The sequence below is a fragment of the Candidatus Paraluminiphilus aquimaris genome (assembly GCF_026230195.1).
GTDB classification, from domain to species: domain Bacteria; phylum Pseudomonadota; class Gammaproteobacteria; order Pseudomonadales; family Halieaceae; genus Luminiphilus; species Luminiphilus aquimaris.
Genome location: NZ_CP036501.1, coordinates 801,695 through 821,960, shown reverse-complemented (window position 1 = coordinate 821,960; position 20,266 = coordinate 801,695). Strand labels below are relative to the sequence as shown.

21 protein-coding genes are annotated in these 20,266 nt (G+C 51.9%); 11 read left to right on the top strand and 10 right to left on the bottom strand.

Annotation, left to right across the window (positions count from 1 at the left end):
• Positions 1 to 48: 48 nt before the first annotated feature.
• Positions 49 to 1,089, bottom strand: a complete 1,041-nt coding sequence (locus tag E0F26_RS03755) for a threonine aldolase family protein (protein ID WP_279242715.1) — start codon at positions 1,087 to 1,089, stop codon at positions 49 to 51.
• Between the two features lie 60 nt (positions 1,090 to 1,149).
• Entirely contained in the window at positions 1,150 to 3,846 is a 2,697-nt protein-coding gene (locus E0F26_RS03750; RefSeq protein WP_279242714.1) for a TonB-dependent receptor, read from the bottom strand.
• 240 nt (positions 3,847 to 4,086) lie between these two features.
• Between E0F26_RS03750 and E0F26_RS03745 the strand changes: the two genes are divergently transcribed.
• Positions 4,087 to 4,638, top strand: a complete 552-nt coding sequence (locus tag E0F26_RS03745; RefSeq protein WP_279242713.1) for an HNH endonuclease — start codon at positions 4,087 to 4,089, stop codon at positions 4,636 to 4,638.
• Positions 4,639 to 4,729: 91 nt separating this feature from the next.
• On the opposite strand, the gene gcvT is transcribed toward E0F26_RS03745, so the two are convergent.
• Positions 4,730 to 5,839 carry a glycine cleavage system aminomethyltransferase GcvT gene (gcvT, locus tag E0F26_RS03740; protein ID WP_279242712.1) on the bottom strand — a complete coding sequence of 370 codons (1,110 nt, stop codon included), beginning with the start codon at positions 5,837 to 5,839 and terminating at the stop codon, positions 4,730 to 4,732.
• 83 nt (positions 5,840 to 5,922) lie between these two features.
• Here gcvT and E0F26_RS03735 point away from each other — a divergent pair, with 83 nt between their 5' ends.
• Positions 5,923 to 6,453 (top strand): shikimate kinase, encoded by a 531-nt coding sequence (locus E0F26_RS03735; protein WP_279242711.1) that lies wholly within the window; start codon positions 5,923 to 5,925, stop codon positions 6,451 to 6,453.
• Between the two features lie 334 nt (positions 6,454 to 6,787).
• A complete protein-coding gene (locus E0F26_RS03730; protein WP_279242710.1) occupies positions 6,788 to 7,009 on the top strand; it encodes a PA3496 family putative envelope integrity protein in 222 nt (73 codons plus the stop codon).
• On the opposite strand, the gene E0F26_RS03725 is transcribed toward E0F26_RS03730, so the two are convergent.
• Positions 6,999 to 7,841: a shikimate kinase gene (locus tag E0F26_RS03725; RefSeq protein ID WP_279242709.1), complete on the bottom strand. Its 843-nt coding sequence runs from the start codon at positions 7,839 to 7,841 to the stop codon at positions 6,999 to 7,001. The two genes, E0F26_RS03730 and E0F26_RS03725, sit on opposite strands and share 11 nt — an antisense overlap.
• A 22-nt stretch (positions 7,842 to 7,863) precedes the next feature.
• On the bottom strand, positions 7,864 to 9,291 hold the full coding sequence (locus tag E0F26_RS03720; protein WP_279242708.1) for a glutamine synthetase family protein: 1,428 nt from the start codon (positions 9,289 to 9,291) through the stop codon (positions 7,864 to 7,866).
• A 74-nt stretch (positions 9,292 to 9,365) separates the two neighbouring features.
• On the opposite strand from E0F26_RS03720, the gene E0F26_RS03715 reads away from it, so the two are divergent.
• Positions 9,366 to 10,661 carry an NAD(P)/FAD-dependent oxidoreductase gene (locus tag E0F26_RS03715; RefSeq protein WP_279242707.1) on the top strand — a complete coding sequence of 432 codons (1,296 nt, stop codon included), beginning with the start codon at positions 9,366 to 9,368 and terminating at the stop codon, positions 10,659 to 10,661.
• A gap of 160 nt (positions 10,662 to 10,821) precedes the next feature.
• A complete protein-coding gene (locus E0F26_RS03710) occupies positions 10,822 to 11,571 on the top strand; it encodes a winged helix-turn-helix domain-containing protein (RefSeq protein WP_279242706.1) in 750 nt (249 codons plus the stop codon).
• Here the strand turns inward: E0F26_RS03710 and E0F26_RS03705 are convergent.
• Positions 11,561 to 11,773: a hypothetical protein gene (locus tag E0F26_RS03705; protein WP_279242705.1), complete on the bottom strand. Its 213-nt coding sequence runs from the start codon at positions 11,771 to 11,773 to the stop codon at positions 11,561 to 11,563. The genes E0F26_RS03710 and E0F26_RS03705 overlap by 11 nt on opposite strands.
• Before the next feature lie 256 nt (positions 11,774 to 12,029).
• Entirely contained in the window at positions 12,030 to 13,658 is a 1,629-nt protein-coding gene (locus E0F26_RS03700) for a hypothetical protein (protein ID WP_279242704.1), read from the bottom strand.
• A gap of 107 nt (positions 13,659 to 13,765) precedes the next feature.
• Here E0F26_RS03700 and E0F26_RS03695 point away from each other — a divergent pair, with 107 nt between their 5' ends.
• From E0F26_RS03695 to E0F26_RS03685, 3 genes are all read left to right on the top strand, one after another.
• Positions 13,766 to 14,224 carry a tellurite resistance TerB family protein gene (locus E0F26_RS03695; RefSeq protein ID WP_279242703.1) on the top strand — a complete coding sequence of 153 codons (459 nt, stop codon included), beginning with the start codon at positions 13,766 to 13,768 and terminating at the stop codon, positions 14,222 to 14,224.
• 473 nt (positions 14,225 to 14,697) lie between these two features.
• Positions 14,698 to 15,099, top strand: a complete 402-nt coding sequence (locus E0F26_RS03690; protein ID WP_279242702.1) for a hypothetical protein — start codon at positions 14,698 to 14,700, stop codon at positions 15,097 to 15,099.
• On the top strand, positions 15,099 to 15,644 hold the full coding sequence (locus E0F26_RS03685; RefSeq protein ID WP_279242701.1) for a hypothetical protein: 546 nt from the start codon (positions 15,099 to 15,101) through the stop codon (positions 15,642 to 15,644). Before E0F26_RS03690 ends, E0F26_RS03685 begins: the two co-directional genes overlap by 1 nt.
• Positions 15,645 to 15,728: 84 nt before the next feature.
• On the opposite strand, the gene E0F26_RS03680 is transcribed toward E0F26_RS03685, so the two are convergent.
• The gene (locus E0F26_RS03680) at positions 15,729 to 15,941 is read right to left on the bottom strand and encodes a DUF3094 family protein (protein WP_279242700.1); all 213 of its coding nucleotides are present in this window, start codon (positions 15,939 to 15,941) and stop codon (positions 15,729 to 15,731) included.
• A 365-nt stretch (positions 15,942 to 16,306) separates the two neighbouring features.
• On the opposite strand from E0F26_RS03680, the gene E0F26_RS03675 reads away from it, so the two are divergent.
• Complete coding sequence (locus tag E0F26_RS03675; protein WP_279242699.1) at positions 16,307 to 16,870, top strand: ComF family protein; 564 nt, start codon at positions 16,307 to 16,309, stop codon at positions 16,868 to 16,870.
• Here the strand turns inward: E0F26_RS03675 and E0F26_RS03670 are convergent.
• Positions 16,854 to 17,582, bottom strand: a complete 729-nt coding sequence (locus E0F26_RS03670) for an acyltransferase (protein WP_279242698.1) — start codon at positions 17,580 to 17,582, stop codon at positions 16,854 to 16,856. The two genes, E0F26_RS03675 and E0F26_RS03670, sit on opposite strands and share 17 nt — an antisense overlap.
• A gap of 59 nt (positions 17,583 to 17,641) precedes the next feature.
• Here E0F26_RS03670 and trmB point away from each other — a divergent pair, with 59 nt between their 5' ends.
• Together trmB and cysE are read left to right on the top strand one after the other, a co-directional pair.
• On the top strand, positions 17,642 to 18,325 hold the full coding sequence (gene trmB, locus E0F26_RS03665) for a tRNA (guanine(46)-N(7))-methyltransferase TrmB (protein WP_279242697.1): 684 nt from the start codon (positions 17,642 to 17,644) through the stop codon (positions 18,323 to 18,325).
• A 33-nt stretch (positions 18,326 to 18,358) separates the two neighbouring features.
• Complete coding sequence (gene cysE, locus E0F26_RS03660) at positions 18,359 to 19,183, top strand: serine O-acetyltransferase (RefSeq protein WP_279242696.1); 825 nt, start codon at positions 18,359 to 18,361, stop codon at positions 19,181 to 19,183.
• On the opposite strand, the gene hemE is transcribed toward cysE, so the two are convergent.
• Positions 19,171 to 20,235 (bottom strand): uroporphyrinogen decarboxylase, encoded by a 1,065-nt coding sequence (gene hemE / locus E0F26_RS03655; protein WP_279242695.1) that lies wholly within the window; start codon positions 20,233 to 20,235, stop codon positions 19,171 to 19,173. The genes cysE and hemE overlap by 13 nt on opposite strands.
• Positions 20,236 to 20,266 lie beyond the last annotated feature (31 nt).

Genomic DNA, 20,266 nt, shown 5'->3' with positions numbered 1-20,266 from the left:
CGATCTGCCATGGCTCATGGCCCCGCTCCTGTGGTGACGAGCGAACGCTTAGGCCTTTGAATAGGTCTGAATATCTACAACGAATTCATCGATCTCTTCCTGCTCTGTGATAAATGAGGTCACTAAGCGAAAGGCCTTTGGTAACGATGGCCAAGCGTAAAAGGTATGTCCTTTTGCGTGTAGTGCCTCAGCAAGTGCGTCGTCCATCGATACAAAAAGCTCGTTGCCATCACCACCTGACAAAACGGTAACACCCGTCACAGCCTCAAGCTCGCTACGGAGATAACGCATTTTCTCATTGGCGTGTGTGGCCAACTTAAGCCATAAGTGGTCGTTCAGATAAGCATCAAACTGGGCAGCAAGGAAACGTTGTTTTGACCATAAATGCCCACCTCGCTTTCTGTGGTACGGCGCAAGCTCTGCATCCTTGGGATTGAAGAAGACTAATGCTTCGGCCGCCAGTGCACCGTTTTTGGTTGCGCCAAAGCTCAGCGCATCAACACCCGACCGCCAGGTTAAATCAGCTGGGCTTTCGCTCCCGGCTGCAACAGCATTGGCAAACCGGGCCCCGTCGACAAATAATTTCATTCCTTTGGACTTCGCGAGCTCCGCATAGGCTGCAATTTCAGTAGCCGAGAGCCGGGCACCCAGTTCAGTGAGGTTAGAGAGTGCCAGCACAGACGGTTTTACCGAGTGAACACCTCTGGCCCCGGACACCTCGATAGTGCGAGTAAGTTCAGTTAGGTCGGGCTTGGCGGCCAAGCCCCCTACGGTGATCTGTCGAGCGCCACTTGTATAAAACTCCGGTGCTGTCGACTCATCGTTAACAATGTGCGCCTCTTGGTGGGCGTAAATACCACCAAAAGCGGAACAGAGTGTCGCAAGTCCCACGCAGTTTGCCGCCGTCCCCGTGCCCAAGAGGAGCACTGTGATGTCGCAGTCAAATAGCTCGGCCAATTGACGTTCAACGTCGGTCGTTAGGTCATCATTTCCATATGCAGCAACGCTTCCTTGTGAGGCGTGCAAAAGCGCGTCAAGAATAAGGGGGTGCGCTCCCGCTCCATTATCTGAACCAAAATTTGCCGGCATCGTCATTCCTTAAGACAAAAAAAAGCCGCCCGTAGGCGGCTTTAATCATACGCGTTTTACTTAGAGCGCGAACTTCACACGAGCGTAGTAGATACGGCCACGTGGATCATGTTGCTTAGGATCGTAGCTGAAGTTGGCCGCGTCATACACACGAGGTGCTTCCTCATCGGTAAGGTTCTTACCACCCAAGGTTAAGACAGCTTGGGTGTCTCCAACGTTAAAGTTGAAGTTATAACGCGCGTCAATTGTGCGCCAAGAGTCAATGTTGCTATCAAAGCCCACCGCTGAGGCAGGTACGGCTCGGCTCGTGGTGTATGAGTCGACGTGATAAAGGACCACGGCAGCACTGTGGTTGCCACGTTCCCAATCAGCCGTCAAATTCCACTTCGCCTCAGGCATTGAGCGGACAAAGTTATCGTGATTGAACGAGCCGACTACATCACGCGAACCACCGTTGCCATCTGGAATCTCATAGCTATTGAAGCGGCTGTATGCCAACTGAACACCGAAGTCTCCGGCATCACCCGCAGGCAGATTCCAATCAGCTGAGACATCAAAGCCGTCCGTTTCAACTGACGCTGCGTTAATGAAGTTGGTAGAAACACCTTGCAGCTGACCTGAGTCATTGCGACGAATATCCGGACCATTAGGATCTGTATTCAACTTACCCTGAGCGTTCTCGATCGTGATCACGTCCTCGTAATCAAACTGCCACCAATCAACTCGCATGTTGAAGTTATCGCTTGGCGTCCAAACCACACCAAGGTTGGTGTTAGTAGACGTCTCAGGTTTGAGATCGCGGTTACCTTCAGTCAATACGCGAATGAACAGCGCTCCACTGCCAGCCAATGGATCAACCAAGCCCTGGAGTGAAGTTCCGCGGTTAAATTGCTGGATCAGAGATGCTTCACGGAAAGCGGTCGACATTGAACCCCGTACGACCACGTCGTCTGATACCTGCCAGCGAAGCGCGACCTTAGGGTCAAGACTGCTTTCAGTTTCCAAGGACTCATAGCGAGCCGCCACATTCAACTCAACGGAGTCGTTAAGCGGCATTGAGACTTCCGCAAACGCCGCAAATGAATCACGCGATGCAGAAGGCTCTGTTCCACCACCCAAGAAGATCAAATCCACATCCTGCAACACACCTGTTATGGGATCAGGCCGCTGAGTGGAAATATCATTTCTAGCAATGGAGAAACTCTCGTTACGGAACTGAGCGCCGTAAGCCAAATTGACGGTGCCAAAGCCGTCTAACTCAAACCATGGCCCCGAAACCACCAAATCCGCCACGGTGAGATCTGTTGTGGTCTTTGTATAGGTCTCCGCACTGATGTAATCGATCAGGCTCGCTGAGTTCTGACTCGGGTCGAAAATGTTGAATGTTTCGGTACCGCTCTCGCCACCGGCACCCACAAGTGCCGCATCAAGACGCGACTTGATGGTGTCAGGCTGTGTGCCGTCACGCTCGTTTTCCGAATACGTTAACGAGGCCTTCCAGTCCCAAGCACCGTCATCAAGCGTACCCGATAGATCGAGCGATGCTCTAAGCGTCTCGGAGTTACGTGGCGCTAAAGGCGATGGTGCCTCTGAACCGAGCGGACGACCGTACCAGCGTACAAACCCGTTGAAAGGGCTTCCTGCCTGACCCGGCAAAATAGTCGGGAATGACAGATTAGGGTACGAGGGTGACTGAGGGTTATCGAGTACTTCGTTCTTCGCAAAGCCGATTTCCCCTTTGACCGAGATACCGTTATCCATCTCATGTGTCAGAACGGCAAAAACGTTTGTTCGCTCTTCCTCGTTGACCAAGTTAAACCTTGGACCGTACAAGAATCCACATTTTTGGCCACCCAATGAAGGAACAAAACCACCTGAGAGAATACCGCCGTTGGCCTCACAATTCGCATCGGGAATTGTCTCACCAGGACCATAGGTACCTGCATAGGCACCCGTGCCACCATCAATAACAGGCGGCAAACCGGGAGCCAGACCACCCAAGTTCAAGAAGCTACGACCCAATGTGCTCACAGCGTTGATCGTCGTATAAGGCCGCTCAGCAGAGCTCATGGGGTCCTGCTGCAAGAAACTGGCAGCAACCATCAAATTGGTTTTATCGCTCAAGTTGGTACCCGCTAAGATACTGACGTCGTTTGTATCTTGGCTGCTGGTCGCAGTCGTTTGATGACCGAGGGACACCTCTAAGCCTTCAAAGTCGTCGCGCAAGATAAAGTTCACAACGCCTGCAACAGCGTCAGATCCATAAGTCGCCGTCGCACCCTCTTTGAGGATTTCTACGCGCTCAAGCGCCGCCATAGGAATGGTCGCCGTATCGACGAAGACCGAACCATCGTTTGCCACAGCCGCTGCAATAGTCTGACGCTTGCCGTTAACGAGAACTAGGGTCGACGTGAGACCTAAGCCTCTGAGGTTTACGTTCGACGTTCCCTGCGTTGAACCCGCCGTAAAACTGTCAGGATTGTTTTCAGTACCCGAGCTCACTGCAAGCTTTTGTGTGAGCTCACCGATTGTCAAAGCACCCTGCTTTTGAATGTAGTCGCTGTTGAGTACGTCAACGGGTGTTGCCTCGTCTGTACCTGTGCCTTTGATGTATGAACCTGTAATGACGACTTCTTCTAGATTTTTGTTGTCGTCCTGCGCAAGCACCGTGTTGGCAACCAACAGGTTTGCCGTCAACAGACTCAATGCAAATGGCAGTGCCTTACCACCCATGCCAATCGGAGTAATCCGCTTCATTACTGCTCCTTATAATAATTAGAATGTCTTAATCACAAACGTGTTGTTATGAATTATCACGCCTGATCGAGTACAACATTATTCGTGCCTGTCTTCAATTGCAAAAATTTATTTTAGTCACCCTTTAATTGAGAGAATGGAAATTCAAGCACGTAAGGTGTGCCCACCGACTCATTTCGGCTCGACATTGTATTCTCCCGGCAAAGACAGTAGCGTTGTCAAAACGTGAGAGCGAAGGCCATGCAAGCGATCCTAAAACTGGATGTAGCAGGGCAACCTCGGGGCTGGTTGAGCCTGCAGGAGGCTATATCTGCGTATGCCCGAAATGACGTCGTCTACGGCATTGGCGACCCCCTTCCCACCGTGTTTGGCGGCATACAACGACTCACAGGGCAGCGATCAGCCCTCACGCTACAGCCCATCATTGCGCTAAACGGTCGGGTGTTCGACGAGTTTACGCCGCCGCTCAGTAACCGCACTTTGTTTCGACGGGACGACCACCGGTGCCTCTATTGTGGTCATCAGTTTGCAAGGCACGAGCTGACTCGCGACCACGTAGTGCCCACTTCGCGAGGAGGGCGGAATAACTGGGAAAACGTGGTTGCCGCGTGCAAACGGTGCAATTGGCTAAAAGACTGTCGAACCCCAGAAGAAGCAAAAATGCCACTTCTTGCTGTGCCTTTCCGGCCCAACGCCTATGAGTGGCACTTTCTTGCTAAGGAACGTGTCCTCGCGGACCAAATGGAGTACTTATCAACGCAGTTCAGAGCGGATCGACATTGGGCACATTAGACCCTCCGCTGAATAAGTTCTGAAAAATGTGCTGGATAAGGCCTTCTAAGATCGAGACCTAGAAGGACGCCAAATGTTGAAAGCGTGCTCTTTAGTCAGTCCGGTAATAGCGTTGGGGTAACATAGGCAGCGCGACAACTTCCAAATCAATGAACTTCCCACGCACATCGGCTTTGAGGATCGCACCTACTTGCGAAAAGTCTGGGCGCACAAAGCCCATCGCAATTGGACCCCCAACACTCGCGCCAAACGCATCAGAGCAAATACTGCCCACCTCGAGACCGTCCGCATTGAGCAACGGCTGCCCGGCTCGTACCGGACGCCGCCCGAGCACTCTCAAGCCAATGCGCACGCGGTTAACGCCATTACTCATTTGCTCGTTGAGAATAGCCGCACCTGGGTAGCCACCCTCGCGATCCCCTCCCGCCCTTCTAGAGGGCGCAATTGCCCATTTGAGCCGGGCCTCTAGGGGCGTTATCTCCGGTGACAGCTCATGCCCATGCAAGCACAGCCCAACCTCCAGTCTGAGCGAGTCGCGTGCACCAAGCCCAATGGGTGCAACCCCAGTCTCCGCCAATAACAGCTCGGCTAGGTGCTCAGCTTGACTCGCATTGACTGAAAGCTCGAAACCGTCTTCGCCCGTGTACCCCGAGCAAGTGACAAAGCAAGGAATATCGTTGACGCTGCACTCGCGTGCGCTCATGAACCCAAGACTTTCAGTATTCTTACCCAGCCGAGACAGTACCGCTCTTGCTTCAGGCCCCTGCAGTGCCAAGAGCGCTCGATCGTCCAATAGCTCGAAGGTTAATTCAGGAAGCGCCTGCCTCAGGTAGGCAAGATCAGCGTGCTTATTGGAAGCATTCAGCACCAAGAAGAATCGACCATCTTCTAACTTCGTGGCAATGAGATCATCCCGTACGCCCCCCATGTCATTTGTAAGCAATGCGTAGGTGCTTCGATTTGGCGCGAGCGCCACGAGGTCAGCAGGCATAACTGACTCAAGCAATTTAGCCACATTAGACCCACTTACTAGGACCTGCCCCATGTGCGAGACATCAAAAAGACCCGCTTTAGAGCGCGTATGTTGATGTTCTGCAATAATGCCGTTCGGATAACTGATGGGCATCGTATAGCCCGCGAACTCAACTAATTTCGCACCAAGTCGAACGTGCAATTGTGTCAGGGGTGTTTCAAGCGACATTTACGCCTCCCAGCGTATGGACCTCGGCTCTTTGTGACTGATGACTGGCATGATGCCGAGATGATGAAAAAGAAAAGTAGAGTATGAAGGACATTACCATGGCGAGTCACTCCACAAGCGTAATCAGTTTGATAGGAATGCCAGGCAGCGGCAAAAGCACGGTCGGCGTTTTACTTGCGAAACGACTTGGACTGGCATTTGTCGACACCGACCTACTCATTCAGGAGCAGGAGCGTGCGACACTCGCTGAGATCATCGCCGCAAAAGGCCACGAAGCGCTGCGTGATATCGAAGAGCAAGTCTTGCTGGATATGACCATTTATCCAGCCATCGTCTCCACCGGGGGCTCGGTGGTTTACAGCGAAGCGATTATGCAGCGCCTCGCGAAGGCGTCGATCGTGGTTTATCTCAGGGCGCAATTATCGACCGTTGATTACAGAATCTCTCTGGCACCAGACCGAGGAATTGCCTCTCCCGGTAATCACACGTTGGAAGACGTTTATAACGAGCGAGTGCCTCTGTATGAGCGATACGCAAACATCACGGTCGATGTAGACGCTGACGACCCCGAGATCATAGCCGGACACATCAAGTCGTTATTGGACGCTCTCTGACAGCCTCCGGACGCGTCCATGCCACGATAATCCGCTTTGGCGCTGTATCGAACCTCACATCCAAATCATACCAACAACCCCCATAAGGCACTGCAGCACGGGCGCCGTAATCGAGGCCTATTTTTGGCACGTGTATTGCAAACTTTAGTGAGCTCCCGCCCCTCAACAAGGACGTTGAACCACTGCAGGGATGCGGTGGCGGGAGTGGTTCGCTAACACCCTTAAATCGGCTACAAAAAATGCGCAAAAACACTTGCCAATCGCTCGAACTCAGTAGAAAGTCCAGCTAACAGATGTTCGAACCGTTGTACCTTTGGCTTCTCTGGAGGTGACTATGCAGTTTGATATTGCTGACAACCGTGATCCATCGAGCTCGGACGATATTGAGCTGGTCATGCTCGATGATTCCGACGAGCTCGACTTTGATTTTCTTCAAATACCGAACAAAGCGAAGACGTCACCCGCGGACCTTTTGGCGAGGCGGCGTAGGGCTGAGGATATGCTTGAGGCAAGACGCCTACGGGAAGAATTAGGCGATGAAGATTTCAGTTTTTAGTGACTGAAGTTATCTCATCTGCCGCGGTTTCTTGTCGCCAAGAAGCCACATTTCGCTCGATCACAAAAAAGGCAAACAACCACAAAACAGCGTCCCAAAAGTCGAGAAAATCGTCCTCAAACCCCCAGTAAACCGCGGCCATGAATAAAACTAAGTAAAGGAATGCCTTGGTGGGCCTTATAACGGCTTGACCAAGAAATGTGCGGTCAGAGGACGCCAACAGTGAGCGCACCTCCAACTCCAACACTACAACGACGAGAATCCAGGCTGCTGAATTAATAAAGTCTACGGCGGCCAGAACAACCGCCCGTTGATAAGACTCGGGTGACGCAATCACCCTTTCATAGTTAGTTAACGCCACCCAATCGCCAGTGAGACAGGGGTCGATCGTCAGTGACTCAAACCTATCTAAATTTATAAGCACGGACCAGCTACTATCAATCGCACCGCAGGTTGAGGCGTTGACTGAGCTGACGCCCAAAAGTCCTGCAAACTCAGCAAAATAACCCCAGCAAGCTATCGAGATAGTCACCAAACACAAAGCGCGAACGATGTGGATAAGCCGACCCGTGCGGCCACGCAGCGTGTTATCTGACAACACGTAAGTTTCTAACTCGAAAAAGATCAGTAAGGCCAACCAGGCTGCCGTATCAATGGTCGTTGAAAAAATCTGAAAGAAACTCGCAACACCAATGACTGAGGCATTCATCGCACCCGCCGAATCAATCTCCTCAACCAAAAATAAAAATACGTTGGCAAGCAGCGCCACATAAACACCGTATTTCAGGAACTGGTATGGGGTTAGGCTGCTCGTTTCAGCGGAGGAGGTCATAGTTTAGTGCAGTGTCCTGAATTCAAACTTGCAGCAGCAAATGCTCTCGTTCCCAAGAGCTGATGACGCGATTGAACTCTTCAAATTCATCAAGCTTGACTGCCGCGTAGGCGCGCAGGAATAAGTCGTCCATCACTTGCGCTAATTCTGCGTTACCGTTGAGGCGGCGTACCGCCTCTTCTAGGGACCTTGCCACTTCAACATTGTCATCGTTAGCCGTGCCTTGGTGAGGTGCGGTAGGCTGCAGCTTGCCCTTCAGACCCAGTAGTCCACTGGCCAATGATGCTGCAATAGCCAGATAGGGGTTGGCATCCGCACCGGGAAAACGATTCTCCACCCGCCGGTTATCGGGCGAACTATCCGGCACTCTGAATGCCGTTGTGCGATTATCGTATCCCCAACTTAAATTGATCGGCGCCGAGATATCGGGCGCGAGGCGCCGATATGAATTCACATTTGGCGCATAGAAACTGATGAGATCCGGCGTGTAACGCTGAAGCCCAGCGATGTAGTTCATAAGCTCAGCTGTTGGCTCGCCATCCTCACCATTAAAGATATTTTCCCCGGTCTCTACCGATAAAATGCTTTGATGAATATGAAGCGCTGAGCCAGGCTCTTTTTGCATAGGCTTTGCCATAAATGTGGCATACATACCGTGGCGCTGCGCGGTTTCTCGGACCGTACGCTTGAAGACAAAGACTTGATCAGCCATGTCCAGTGGGTCGCCATGATTGAAGTTGATCTCCAATTGCGCCGCGCCGTTCTCGTGGATGAGGGTATCGACACTGAGGGCCTGTTCGTCAGCGAAGTCATACATGTCCTCTACAAAATCCTCAAACTCAGCCACGGCATCGATACTAAAGGACATGCGCGCCACTTCTCGGCGCCCTGAACGGCCTTTTGGCGGCATGAGCTCATAGTCTGGGTCTGTATTTTTTTGCACGAGAAAAAATTCGACTTCGGGCGCAACCTGCGCGCGCAATCCCGCTGCTTCGTAGAGTGCCAAAACATGCTTGAGCACGTTTCGTGAGGATAAAGGATGAGGCTCTCCAGAAGCTCTGTAACAGTCGGCAATAACCTGTGCCGTGGGCTCTCTTGCCCACGGAACTTTTCTAAGCGTTTTTGGGTCAGCCACCAACAACATATCGGTATCGGTGGGTTCGACAAAGTCCCAATGCTCGTCCGTATATTCGCCTGTGACCGTTTGCACCATGATTGACTCAGGCAGCTTCAGATCCGAACGCGAGAGAAATTGGTGTGCTGGAATAAACTTCCCTCTCGCGTTCCCTGTCATATCAGGAACGAGGCACTCTACCTCTGAGATATTGTTTTCTTCGAGCCACTTACGAATCTCGTCATCATTCTGATTGAGCTGGCTTGAGACCGCATCTGCCGCAGGCGTGTAAACAATAGTTGAGCTGTGCTCAGGTAGCTCCTTCGACTCACTCATAAAACCTTCGTTCTGCTTAGGTACCCCCAGTATGGTGTGGCGCCAGACTGCTCGCAAGCCTCATACTTACACCCATGACGTTAATAAAATCCGAATATCCAAACAGTTGGTATTGCGCATCGACAGCCCTGCTGCCTGAGCAAGGCTCTCTCAAGGGTGCTGTGCAGGCCGATGTGTGCGTGATCGGCGCCGGCTACACGGGTCTTTCAGCCGCTCTTCATCTTGCCAAGGCCGGAAAACGCGTTGTCGTTTTAGAGGCTGCAAGAGTGGGCTGGGGCGCTTCGGGCCGTAACGGGGGACACGTCGGCACGGGGCAGCGTGCCGATCAATTCGCATTGGAGAAGTGGTACGGAAAATCCACAGCTAAAGACCTGTGGCGACTGGGTTTAGAGGCTGTCGAACTCGTCGAGTCGCTCATAGAGGCAAACAATATCGAGTGTGAGTTCGGGCGAGGAAACATTCACTTTGCGGCGAAGGCCGCACATGTTCGTGATCTAAAAGAGGAGATAGCGCATCTCGAAACTGCCTACGATTATGACCAGCTCACAGGGGTCGATAAGAACGAACTGCACTCCTTAGGCTCCGCGCGCGGATTTCACTACGGGGTACTGGATAACGGGGCAAGGCACTTGCACCCGCTCAAATACTGCTTGGGGCTTGCGCGGGCCGCGATGAAGGCCGGCAGCGTTATCTATGAGCACAGCAAGGCGACTAGGCTGAAGGTGAATGAGCGAGGTGTTGAAATCTCCACCGCAACGGGCTCAGTCAACGCAGAGCGAGTTGTGATCGCGTGTAATGGTTATCTGGACCAACTCTATTCGCCAATTGCCAGCAACATCATGCCCATCAATAATTTTATTGTTGCGACCGAGCCACTCAGCGAAGCGATGGCCAGACAGGTCAACCCCTTGGATGCCTCCCTCTCAGACAGTCTATTTGTCATCAATTATTGGAAACTTAGTGAGGACCGCAGACTTATTTTCGGTGGCGGTGAGACTTACAGCGACAAATTCCCCGACTCAATTACCGACTTCGTGCGCCCCCAACTTTTGGGTGTTTATCCGGAGCTTGCCGATACACGTCTCGAGTTTGGTTGGGGTGGGACACTTGCGATTACACGTAATCGGATGCCTGATATGGGCGTTAAAAACGGAGTGATTTACTACGCACAGGGGTTCTCTGGGCACGGCGTACCTACGGCAACCTTGGCCGGCAAACTTATCGCGATGGCGATTTCAAACAGCTGTGCAGACTTTGACCTGATGGCAAGCTTGAAGACACTTAAGTTTCCAGGCGGACCTCTGCTTCGGCGCCCGAGCCTCGTAGCTGGAATGCTGTTTTACAGCCTTCTCGATAAGCTCGGGCGTTAATGACGACCGCTTGAATAAGGCGGACTTAACGCTAGGTCGGTGACAGCAACCCAAGGGTCGTCCGTAGAAATGCGACAAAGGAGTCATAGCAGCTACCTTTGTGACGTTTGAGACGTTAATCTAAGTGCTCAGCGAGCGAGTACGGTATTCGGTACACATCATGAACCAGTCATCCAATAAACCAAGTGCGTTGTTAGTTGTGTCAGACAATTTTCTGGCAAAGCAGCTTACTGATTCACTTCATATTTTGGGTTACAAGACTGTTCGGGCTGCGCTTGCACGCGATTGCTACTCTGCATGGTCGTCACCCGAGCGATTCTCGATATGTCTGATAGACCAGCACCTGGCGGATCAACCAGGCCAAGTGGTTGCGAAGTACCTTGCTGAGAACCGCGCAAAAAATGTGGTGCTTTTCGGGAAGTTAGACAATGCCGAGAACCGCCTTAGTCTCTATCAGGCTGGCGTATCGCTAATCCTAAGGGACCCCGACGGCACCGCTGAAATTGTGGCTGCAATGTCGTCTATGGCGACCCCTGCCCAGACACCCGTGACAAAACGCGCATCTGTCGTCAGCTTCCCCTCAAAAACGAGTGGCACAAACGTACCTTGGCAAGTAAAGGCCTTGCAACGCGAACTAGTGGCACCAAGCGGCCAAGTCGTCGCGCTAACGCGCAATGAGGTGAAAGTTTGCTGCGCACTGGCGGACTCATCAAGTGAACCCACTAACCGAGAGGCGCTAACTCGAGCGCTGTATGGCCGGTTTGACTCTTCGGCTAATCGCGCCTTGGATGCCGTGATTAAACGCTTACGACAAAAAATTGTTGCCAACGTTAGTGCAGTTGACCCTATTACCACGCACTACGGAGAGGGGCACCGGTTTACTGCGCCTATTATTGCGGTTAACCAATAACGGCTAACTTTGGCTCTGCATAATCTGCGTCGCTTATCTCGATCAGCAATCCTCGCTCCCGGTACCAGCACTCGAGACTTACCGGGTCTTCAACTGCTCCCGGCTTAGGTTTTGCCGGGCTTGCAGCAAAGACAGCTTGCGCACGCCCCGATAATGGGCTCGCCCATTGCCCACGATGCTGCTCTGAATTAAGTGAAATCACGCTGCCCTCCAGTGCAAAAGAGCGGGTCATTTGCTGCAAGACTTGGCTGTAACATTGATGCATCAGCAGAAAGACGTCTTTGCTTGAGAGGCTTCTCGCTTGAGTTGCGACTGGCGCTGCGACGGGCAGCCATGGCAGCCAACTGTCGATTTTCAGTATTCCGCATGATGAGATCCCAGTAATCGGTCAAGTCTAATTTAGCAAGAAGACCGCACTAAGTCTCTACTTTTTTGCAATTTAAATTGCAATTTGCAATTTATTTCTCAAAATGACGCCGTCCAGGGAAATAAATGATGTGCTCCTGCCCTCCACCCGCCTTAAGAGGCTGGCTCTTCAGTTCGGCACCTAAACCAGAAAGTATTTCCCGCAAAATGCGAACAGCCCCATGCTCCGCGTCATCGTCAGTGGACCAAGTAAGTCCCGTGTCACGAGCGCGAACGTACAACTCGGGCTCACCCTGCATCGACGCCTCAGCCCAGATGGACACCTCGATAAACCCCTCGTCGGTAAATGACTGGCATGCATTGATCAGAGCGATAATTGCCGATTCGATCCAATATTGAGAACCGGCCAAGGACGGAGGCAACTCATCATCGGCGAGCAGTCGACACTCCAACCCCTCATCTTCAGCCATTCGCTCAAGCTCACCACGGACCTTGCGACAAAGGGCTCGCGTATCCATAACGCCGGCATTGATTGGCTTTTTTTCATCATCCCGGGCCAGCTTGTCCAATATGATCTGGGCATCCAAACTCAAGCGGAGCTGTCCGATTTCTGATAAGGCAATATTGAGATAGCGACGCTCTTCATTGTCGATACCGTCAGCACCTTTAACCCGCTGAGCTAATGAACTTACCTGCTCAAGATTGTCTACCACCATCGCATGCAACGAAGCCGTTAATTGATCCTTGTTACTTATCGTTCCCTGATAGCTAAGCATCTGACGCTCCGCCTCACCCAAGCGGCGCCGAATAAGGACTGCGAATAACCAAGCGAGGGCGGTGGCAGACAACACCACCAGAAGCTCCAAGTAGGCGACCCGGGGTCGCCCCCCCTCAAACTCCTCAATGTAGGCCTCTGACGGACTTACGTACGCCAAAACACCAAACTTTTCAGACACAATTGCCCCGGGGAAATCCTGGCCACCAAGCTCGCAGGGTTTTTCGCCCTCCCCGGCTAAGTAAACCGACATACACTTACCCGATAGCGGGTCAATGCCGGTGTAAATCAAGCTTGGAATCGGGCCCAGGTCTCTCAACACACCATCGGTCGCTCTCTGAACCTCTGTCGAATTAGCTTTTAAAATGAAGATCAACGGATCATCCGTGTTGGGGATGTTAATTAGCATCCGACGAATGGCCAGCGCACCATCACTGGTGTACGACAGATCGTTACTGAGTGACGCGCGATAATTAATTTGGTCAGTGAACGGTGGCGTCAAACCCAAGTTAAAATCCGCAAGCATCGGGTGCTGTGATATGTCTCTGCCAACAAGCTCTTTGCCTGGAAAAGCGTATTCAACAAATACTTCGCCTCCTGAGGAGACTGACCCGATAATGATATGCATAGCCCGAGCGGAGAGCTGGCCACCAAAGGAGTCGACTAAGAATCTCGTAACGCTGTCTTCAAAAATGTTGGCTCCGGCATAAGATCGAGCACTCATGACGGAGACCAGCTCTTCAAAATCCCGCTGTGCCACTTCGACAGCCGAGTTGCGAATGAGAAGTCGGAGCGCCGCATCAGATTCAAAGCGCAACTGGAATCGCTCCTTGTAGCGCGCTTGCGCTTTGTCATTCGCAATACTGACCGAGATGAGGCCTACCACCAGCGCAACGACTGGAAGTAAGAATACTAAATTGGTAGTGAGCCGCTGAATAAACTTCATTAGAGCATTCGGTCTTTGATAACGATGAAAGCTTTCGCCTGATAGAATAGCGGAGGTCGTAGGACAGGTCACAGACTTTTAAGCAATCGACAACTGAGGGACTACTCGTGGCATTTAAATGGCTCACGCGCCTAACAGACACGGAGGGGTTACACCCTAAGAAAGGTGACGGCGTCGACTTAAATCGCGCGATTGCGGTGCTTATGTTAGAGGTGGCTCAAAGCGACTTCTCTGAGACCGAAGACGAGACTCGCACCGTGTTGGCAGGTTTAGTCAGTCATACACAAGAGAGTGAGCAAGAGGCTGAAGCGCTTTTAGCTGCAGCTAGGTCTGACAAAGCGAACTCCGCAGGCCTTTATGAATTCACGCGACTGGCCTGCAGCGAGATGAATATTGAAGATCGATGCTCCCTCGTTAAACAGCTCTGGCAAATCGCGTACGCGGATGGAATCATCGATAAATACGAAGAGGCGGCCATCAGGAAGGTTTCTGAGCTGCTGTACGTCCCGCACACCGAGTTCATCAAAGCAAAGATCGCGGCCACCAACTCGCTAACGCCCTCGTAAGGATGTCGAGTCCCACTATTTATTGCGCTATTCATTACATTATTCATTGAGCTACTTTTCAGCACCATGGACAAAAGGGGCCACACCCGACTGAGTCAAAAATACAACATCGTTTCTCCACCCCGCGCCATCGCGCTACACTCACGCGTCTTCAATAGCGACACGGCGAACAGTATGGCGGAACAAATTCAGCGACCCACGCCGCTCCCTTGTAGAGGATGCACGGACGCCTGCCCTAATCGTGAGCAATGTCACGGCGCCCCTTGGCGAAAGAACCCCGAGCAAGGGGGCGATGTGCGACTAAAACGTCGTGGATCGGCCGGCGGACAGCCTCAGTAAATTCGCCAAATTTTTGACGATTTTGTCAGGATTGACATATTTCCGTCGATGTAGCACGGTTACGTGAGTGACGTACGCAATTAAAAGAAGTCTTGTAAATAAGACTGACCAATAACGAAGCATGAGAACATCAATTGCCCAATTTTTCATACTCACTCGCCCAAACAATCAGCTTCTCGTACGCTGCGATATTGATAGGCTTGTACACCCTTGTCGTATCAACCGGGCAGCTTGACCCTTCTTCCGCCTCATCCGTGGCGCTGCTTTATGATTTAACCGCAATCCGCATTTGGATCGTGGTAGCGGGTCTTGCCACCTACAGTTGGCTCCTTGCGAGCAAGGCGCCGCTTGCGATGCCCATGGCCATCATGAGCGCACTCGCCTGGGTGATGTTCATTGAAGACTACATGGTGCTCGACTCAGTCTTATTTCTTCCCGAGCACCCCCTCGCAAAAGCCGCTGTCGTTATGCGTCCCCTTTTCATGGTCTCGCTGACTTACATCTGCTTCAAACAATTTGAGTCGGAGGACGCATAATGCCTAACGAATCCGACGCGATGAAACGCAAAAACAGTGAGGCGGATTTAGCACCATCGCGAGAAGAGCTCGACGTACTCCTTAAGGACATGCCACTGTTTGGTCTGAACGGCGTGAGACAGACGCTACAGCAAAAATCGAAGTTATTTAGGACATCCTGGTTTCTGCTGCTGCTATTAACGACGCTTTATTTAATGGGATGGTTCTCCGGCATTCTCAAGCCCTACATGGCGGCTGCGGTCACCGGTGAATCGGCTGACTATCAGATTCACCAAATCCGCTTCCTTATCGGATTTGCGATGCTAGTTGTCGGCACAGTAGCCCTTAATTTCAACTGGCAAATTGAGCGCGTATTTACCGTGATTGCATGGGTTCAGACCTATTTTATCTTCAGCGGTGTCATTCGTCAGTGGCGTACTCTTCCTGATGACAGACTTATTGTTATTGGGAGTTATGCTGCCAATCTGCTGATCATATTAGCGCTTCTCATTATCGTGATTCTCGAAGAACGCAGATTAAACAGGGCCGCTTTGGCTATCGACTAAAAGGCCTGAAGCACCGGGGAACAACAAACGCAGGGCTTAACGGCGAGTGATTAGCGTGTTCACCGTTAAGCGCGCTCCGTATCGCTAGTAGACCCCCGCCGTTTTTGCGAGCAACTGACTGAGCAGAGAAAACCCGGTTACCACCGACACCAACAGAATCACCAACAATATTGGGCGAAACGGCTTTTTATCAGTGGCGTTCACACCCGTACTGACAAAGCGATCGACTCGCGCCTGATCTTCTGGCGTCAGAACAGGGGTGTCAATCTCTGACGCTTTCGTATCTGGGTCTTTCATCCGTTCACCTCAACCTGCTGTGTTACTTTCGCGTTTTCATATCAAGCGCACAAGATGAAGCTTAACAGGCTAAAGCTCATCATCTGCGACCAAAGGTGACGAAGCGGCAAGATGAATTACCGACCATCCTGAGTTCCGCCGCCTTTACGGTCCCGACCGACGTGAAAACTCAAAAAATAGGGTCTTACGCCCATCGAATATTAACAACGGCCCTGCAACCAAAATGCGCTCTGTGTGACAAGAATCATCGCACAGCTGACAAACTCTGCGACCCCTGTCAGGCAGCCATTTTAGCTCTCCGCACGCCGGGGACAAACTGCCTATCAATAAGAACGGTATCCGACATTGGCACGCCGTTATGCGCAATGATGAATAACAAAGAACGGAGTCTAGGCATCCGAAGTCCCTACGCAAATAAGCGCGTATTAGAGAGCCTTTCTTCCGCGTTTTACTATCAGGGAGCTGTGGCTGAGCTCATAACACGCTGGAAATATCGCAGCATGATCGAGCTCACTAATTACATCGCCGGACTGATAACAGACGCTTTAATAGCCCCACCTAATTATGACATCGTTACCGTCATTCCCAGTCATTGGAAAAGGCGACTGACCCGAGGGTTTGATCCAGTTTGGCTTTTGGCCAACGCTTTAATGAAACATGGCTTCATTAACAGGCCGACTTTAATTCTGAAACCGAGGCGCAAACTGCCCTATCAGCATTTAAAACATCGGCATGAGCGGCACATTGCCGCGTCGCATTTCCAAGTAAACCAACAAGTATTAGCCCAAAGGGTTCTCATCCTCGATGATGTTGTTACCACGGGCTCAACATTGAATGCGGCGGCGCTAGCACTTAAGGGCTCCGGCGCTAAGTCCGTCTGTGGCTTTACGATTGCGTCGGCCGAGCGCGGGTCTATTGCTCTCGTCTAGAACGAGGAAAAATCGCACTGGTAAGCCAACGCCACGTCGTATTCTCCGCTAGCAAGGTCGCATCAAGAGAGCGGAAATAAGCCATCGTCTCCTCGGGATTCGCGAACATATCGCTGCGCGTATATCTCGTCTCACCCTCATCCAGCTCCCGAACAATAACCGCAGGATTGCCCGCAACAATTACATTGGCCGGAACATCTTTGGTTACCACGGAACTCGCAGCGACAATGCTATTGTCCCCAATGGTGACCCCTTTAAGTACCGTAGAACGGTCCCCTAGCCATACATTATTGCCCAAGCGCACTGGCTTCACGGTCTCATCCCGGTTTACCCGATCATAAATACCGTGCCAATCCGAGTCAGTGATGTAACTCCCATGGGCCATCATGCAGCCATCACCGATAACGATCTCATCACTAGCGGAAATTCGCGCACCCGGACTCATCAAACACGCGTCGCCAATCTCTACGCGACCCGCACCGAAATCCCGTCCCCAAACACCAATCTGTACGGGGTGATGCATTTCACCTATTGCGGTGAATGAATGGCCAATTCGGATATTAGGTCCTGATATGATAACGAACCAAGGAGACATGATCGTGGCATGCGGACCTAACGCCTCGCAGCGTGGCGCCAAAAACCACCATATCCACAAAGCTCTTATACGAAGGTACAGTCGCTTGATCCAAAACGGCCGCAAATCCCGTCTCATGATGGTTCCAACCCCAGAGAAAACGATCACATCATGTCAGCACCGTGGAGCGACATCAAATGAAAGATGAGCCACTATCCAGCGTCTACTCGAATCAAAATGGGATACACGAGGACCTCGCTACAACCATAAAAAAGCATCTGCTGAGCACTTGGCAAGAGCCAATACCCGAGCACACACGGATTGCCGCGGACAAAATTATAAAGCTCGCTCGTCAGCATAGTGGCCCACTGATCTTAGACTCGTTCTGCGGCACCGGCATGAGTACGATGAAGCTTGCCGAGCGCTTTCCCAATGCACTCGTAATCGGTATCGACAAGTCTCAGGATCGACTCGCAAAGCATGTCTCTACCGAGGTCACCAACTATCATCTGATTCGAGCGAGTTGCGAACATACATGGGCCCTTTTAGTGAAGGCGGGGATACGATGCAGTCAGCACTACTTACTGTACCCAAACCCTTGGCCTAAAAAGTCCCATCTAAAAAGACGCATACACGGGCATCCAGCATTCCCCCTCCTAAGGGCCCTAGGGGGATCCGTTGTACTGCGCAGCAATTGGCTGACCTACGTTGAAGAATTTGAAATGGGCATGCATCTTATCGGGTATCACAGCCGGATAACTGAAGTACGAGCTACTGACCCACTGACCCTCTTTGAGCGAAAGTACGACGCAAATAATGAAAATCTCTGGCAGTGCGAGTCGATTCTGCCCCAAGAAGGTGGAGCCAGAGATGATGACTGAGGTACTGTTGCTCATACGTTGATGGAGAGAACAATGGCGCTTCAAGTACTGCCAAACACAAAAGAAGAACATGCGCAGGATCCGGTTTGGCTTCAAATATGCGGGGAAGTCGAGGAGCTGGTGCGCAATGAGCCCATGATGTCCGATTTTTTGAGCGCATCAGTCCTAAACCACTCGAGTTTAGAAAGTGCCCTGAGTTCACAGTTGGGACAACAAGTAGACTGCGCCACAGTGCCGGCTCGCGTGTTGTGCAATGTTATTTCTGAGGCCTTCGCCACGAATGACGATATTCGCAGTGCCATGCGAGCCGATCTTACTGCTGTTCTAGAGCGCGACTCAGCCTGCGAATCACTGCACTTACCTCTGCTTTTCTTTAAAGGTTTCCATGCGCTTCAACTTCACCGGGTCGCCCACTGGCTTTGGCAGCAAAATCGCAAGTCACTAGCGCTACTGATGCAAAGCCGAGCCTCGATGAAGTTTGGGGTTGATATTCATCCAGCGGCGACATTCGGCAGTGGTATTATGCTTGACCACGCAACCGGTCTGGTCGTAGGTGAAACCGCAATCGTGGGCAATAAAGTTTCAATACTTCAAAGTGTGACGCTAGGTGGTACCGGTAAAGAACATGGAGACCGACACCCGAAAATTGGCGATGGTGTTTTAATCAGCGCAGGCGCAAAAATTTTGGGCAACATTCATGTCGGCGAAGGCGCCAAGGTCGGCGCGGGTAGCGTTGTATTAAAGGACGTCCCAGCGCACACAACCGTGGCTGGCGTACCCGCCAAAGTGGTGGGGAGACCTGATTCAGATCTCCCCGCGCTCAACATGAATCACGAGCTGACGGATTACGAGTGGTAGGCGGGTGAGAGTTCGATAACGGCATCAACCATCGCACCGACACACTCAGGATCAATTCCGGGAGTGATGCCGTGGCCGAGGTTGAAGATATGACCAGTACCATTTCCATAACCGGCAAGTATCTTGGCGACCTCTTCGCGGATTCGCTCCGGCTTCGCATTGAGCATTGCCGGATCCATATTACCTTGGAGGGCGACCTTATCGCCTATGCGTGCACGGGCACTACTGATGTCCGTAGTCCAATCCAGTCCCACTGCATCAGCACCACAATCGGCGATTTGCTCTAACCACTGGCCACCGCCTTTTGTAAACACAATGATCGGGACCCGGCGTCCGTCGGCCTCACGAGGCAACCTCTCAATCACGGCCTGCATGTAGCGCAGTGAGAATTCTTGGTAAGCCTCATGACTTAACGATCCACCCCAGGTATCAAAGATTTGCAACGCTTGCGCACCCTGCTCGACCTGAGTTGTGAGGTACACCGCTACTGCATCAGCCAGTTTATCGAGTAACTGATGCATCGCTGCAGGATTATTGAACGCAAGTGATTTAGTCTTTGCGAAATCTTTTGAAGACCCCCCCTCAACCATATAAGTGGCCAAGGTCCAAGGAGATCCGGAGAACCCAATGAGCGGCACTTTCCCGTTCAACTCTTTGCGGATAAGTGAAACAGCATCCATCACGTAACCGAGTTCGTCTCGTGCTCTGTTCGGCTCAAGGGCTGCGATATCTGCTTCGGATGACAGCGGGCGCTCGAAACGAGGCCCCTCACCTTCTGTGAAATAGAGCCCTAAGCCCATCGCATCAGGAATCGTTAAGATGTCGGAAAACAGAATAGCTGCGTCCATATCATAACGACGCAACGGCTGCATAGTGACCTCGCAGGCGAGCTCGGGCTGGGTACAAAGGCCCATAAAACTGCCCGCCTGAGCGCGTGTGGCTCGGTATTCTGGTAAATAACGCCCCGCTTGGCGCATCATCCAAAGCGGAGTACGGTCTACGGGCTCACGCAAAAGTGCCCGCAAAAATCTATCATTTTGCAGTGTCGCCATAATGGCAGGATCCCCCGAGCGGTCGCCTCTA

Excerpts from the sequence above, each read along its gene's own strand:
- E0F26_RS03755 (WP_279242715.1), bottom strand. The coding sequence starts at position 1,089 with ATGCCGGCAAATTTTGGTTCAGATAATGGAGCGGGAGCGCACCCCCTT.
- E0F26_RS03750 (WP_279242714.1), bottom strand. The coding sequence starts at position 3,846 with ATGAAGCGGATTACTCCGATTGGCATGGGTGGTAAGGCACTGCCATTT.
- E0F26_RS03745 (WP_279242713.1), top strand. The coding sequence starts at position 4,087 with ATGCAAGCGATCCTAAAACTGGATGTAGCAGGGCAACCTCGGGGCTGG.
- gcvT (WP_279242712.1), bottom strand. The coding sequence starts at position 5,839 with ATGTCGCTTGAAACACCCCTGACACAATTGCACGTTCGACTTGGTGCG.
- E0F26_RS03735 (WP_279242711.1), top strand. The coding sequence starts at position 5,923 with ATGAAGGACATTACCATGGCGAGTCACTCCACAAGCGTAATCAGTTTG.
- E0F26_RS03730 (WP_279242710.1), top strand. The coding sequence starts at position 6,788 with ATGCAGTTTGATATTGCTGACAACCGTGATCCATCGAGCTCGGACGAT.
- E0F26_RS03725 (WP_279242709.1), bottom strand. The coding sequence starts at position 7,841 with ATGACCTCCTCCGCTGAAACGAGCAGCCTAACCCCATACCAGTTCCTG.
- E0F26_RS03720 (WP_279242708.1), bottom strand. The coding sequence starts at position 9,291 with ATGAGTGAGTCGAAGGAGCTACCTGAGCACAGCTCAACTATTGTTTAC.
- E0F26_RS03715 (WP_279242707.1), top strand. The coding sequence starts at position 9,366 with ATGACGTTAATAAAATCCGAATATCCAAACAGTTGGTATTGCGCATCG.
- E0F26_RS03710 (WP_279242706.1), top strand. The coding sequence starts at position 10,822 with ATGAACCAGTCATCCAATAAACCAAGTGCGTTGTTAGTTGTGTCAGAC.
- E0F26_RS03700 (WP_279242704.1), bottom strand. The coding sequence starts at position 13,658 with ATGAAGTTTATTCAGCGGCTCACTACCAATTTAGTATTCTTACTTCCA.
- E0F26_RS03685 (WP_279242701.1), top strand. The coding sequence starts at position 15,099 with ATGCCTAACGAATCCGACGCGATGAAACGCAAAAACAGTGAGGCGGAT.
- E0F26_RS03680 (WP_279242700.1), bottom strand. The coding sequence starts at position 15,941 with ATGAAAGACCCAGATACGAAAGCGTCAGAGATTGACACCCCTGTTCTG.
- E0F26_RS03675 (WP_279242699.1), top strand. The coding sequence starts at position 16,307 with ATGATGAATAACAAAGAACGGAGTCTAGGCATCCGAAGTCCCTACGCA.
- E0F26_RS03670 (WP_279242698.1), bottom strand. The coding sequence starts at position 17,582 with ATGAGACGGGATTTGCGGCCGTTTTGGATCAAGCGACTGTACCTTCGT.
- trmB (WP_279242697.1), top strand. The coding sequence starts at position 17,642 with ATGAAAGATGAGCCACTATCCAGCGTCTACTCGAATCAAAATGGGATA.
- cysE (WP_279242696.1), top strand. The coding sequence starts at position 18,359 with ATGGCGCTTCAAGTACTGCCAAACACAAAAGAAGAACATGCGCAGGAT.
- hemE (WP_279242695.1), bottom strand. The coding sequence starts at position 20,235 with ATGGCGACACTGCAAAATGATAGATTTTTGCGGGCACTTTTGCGTGAG.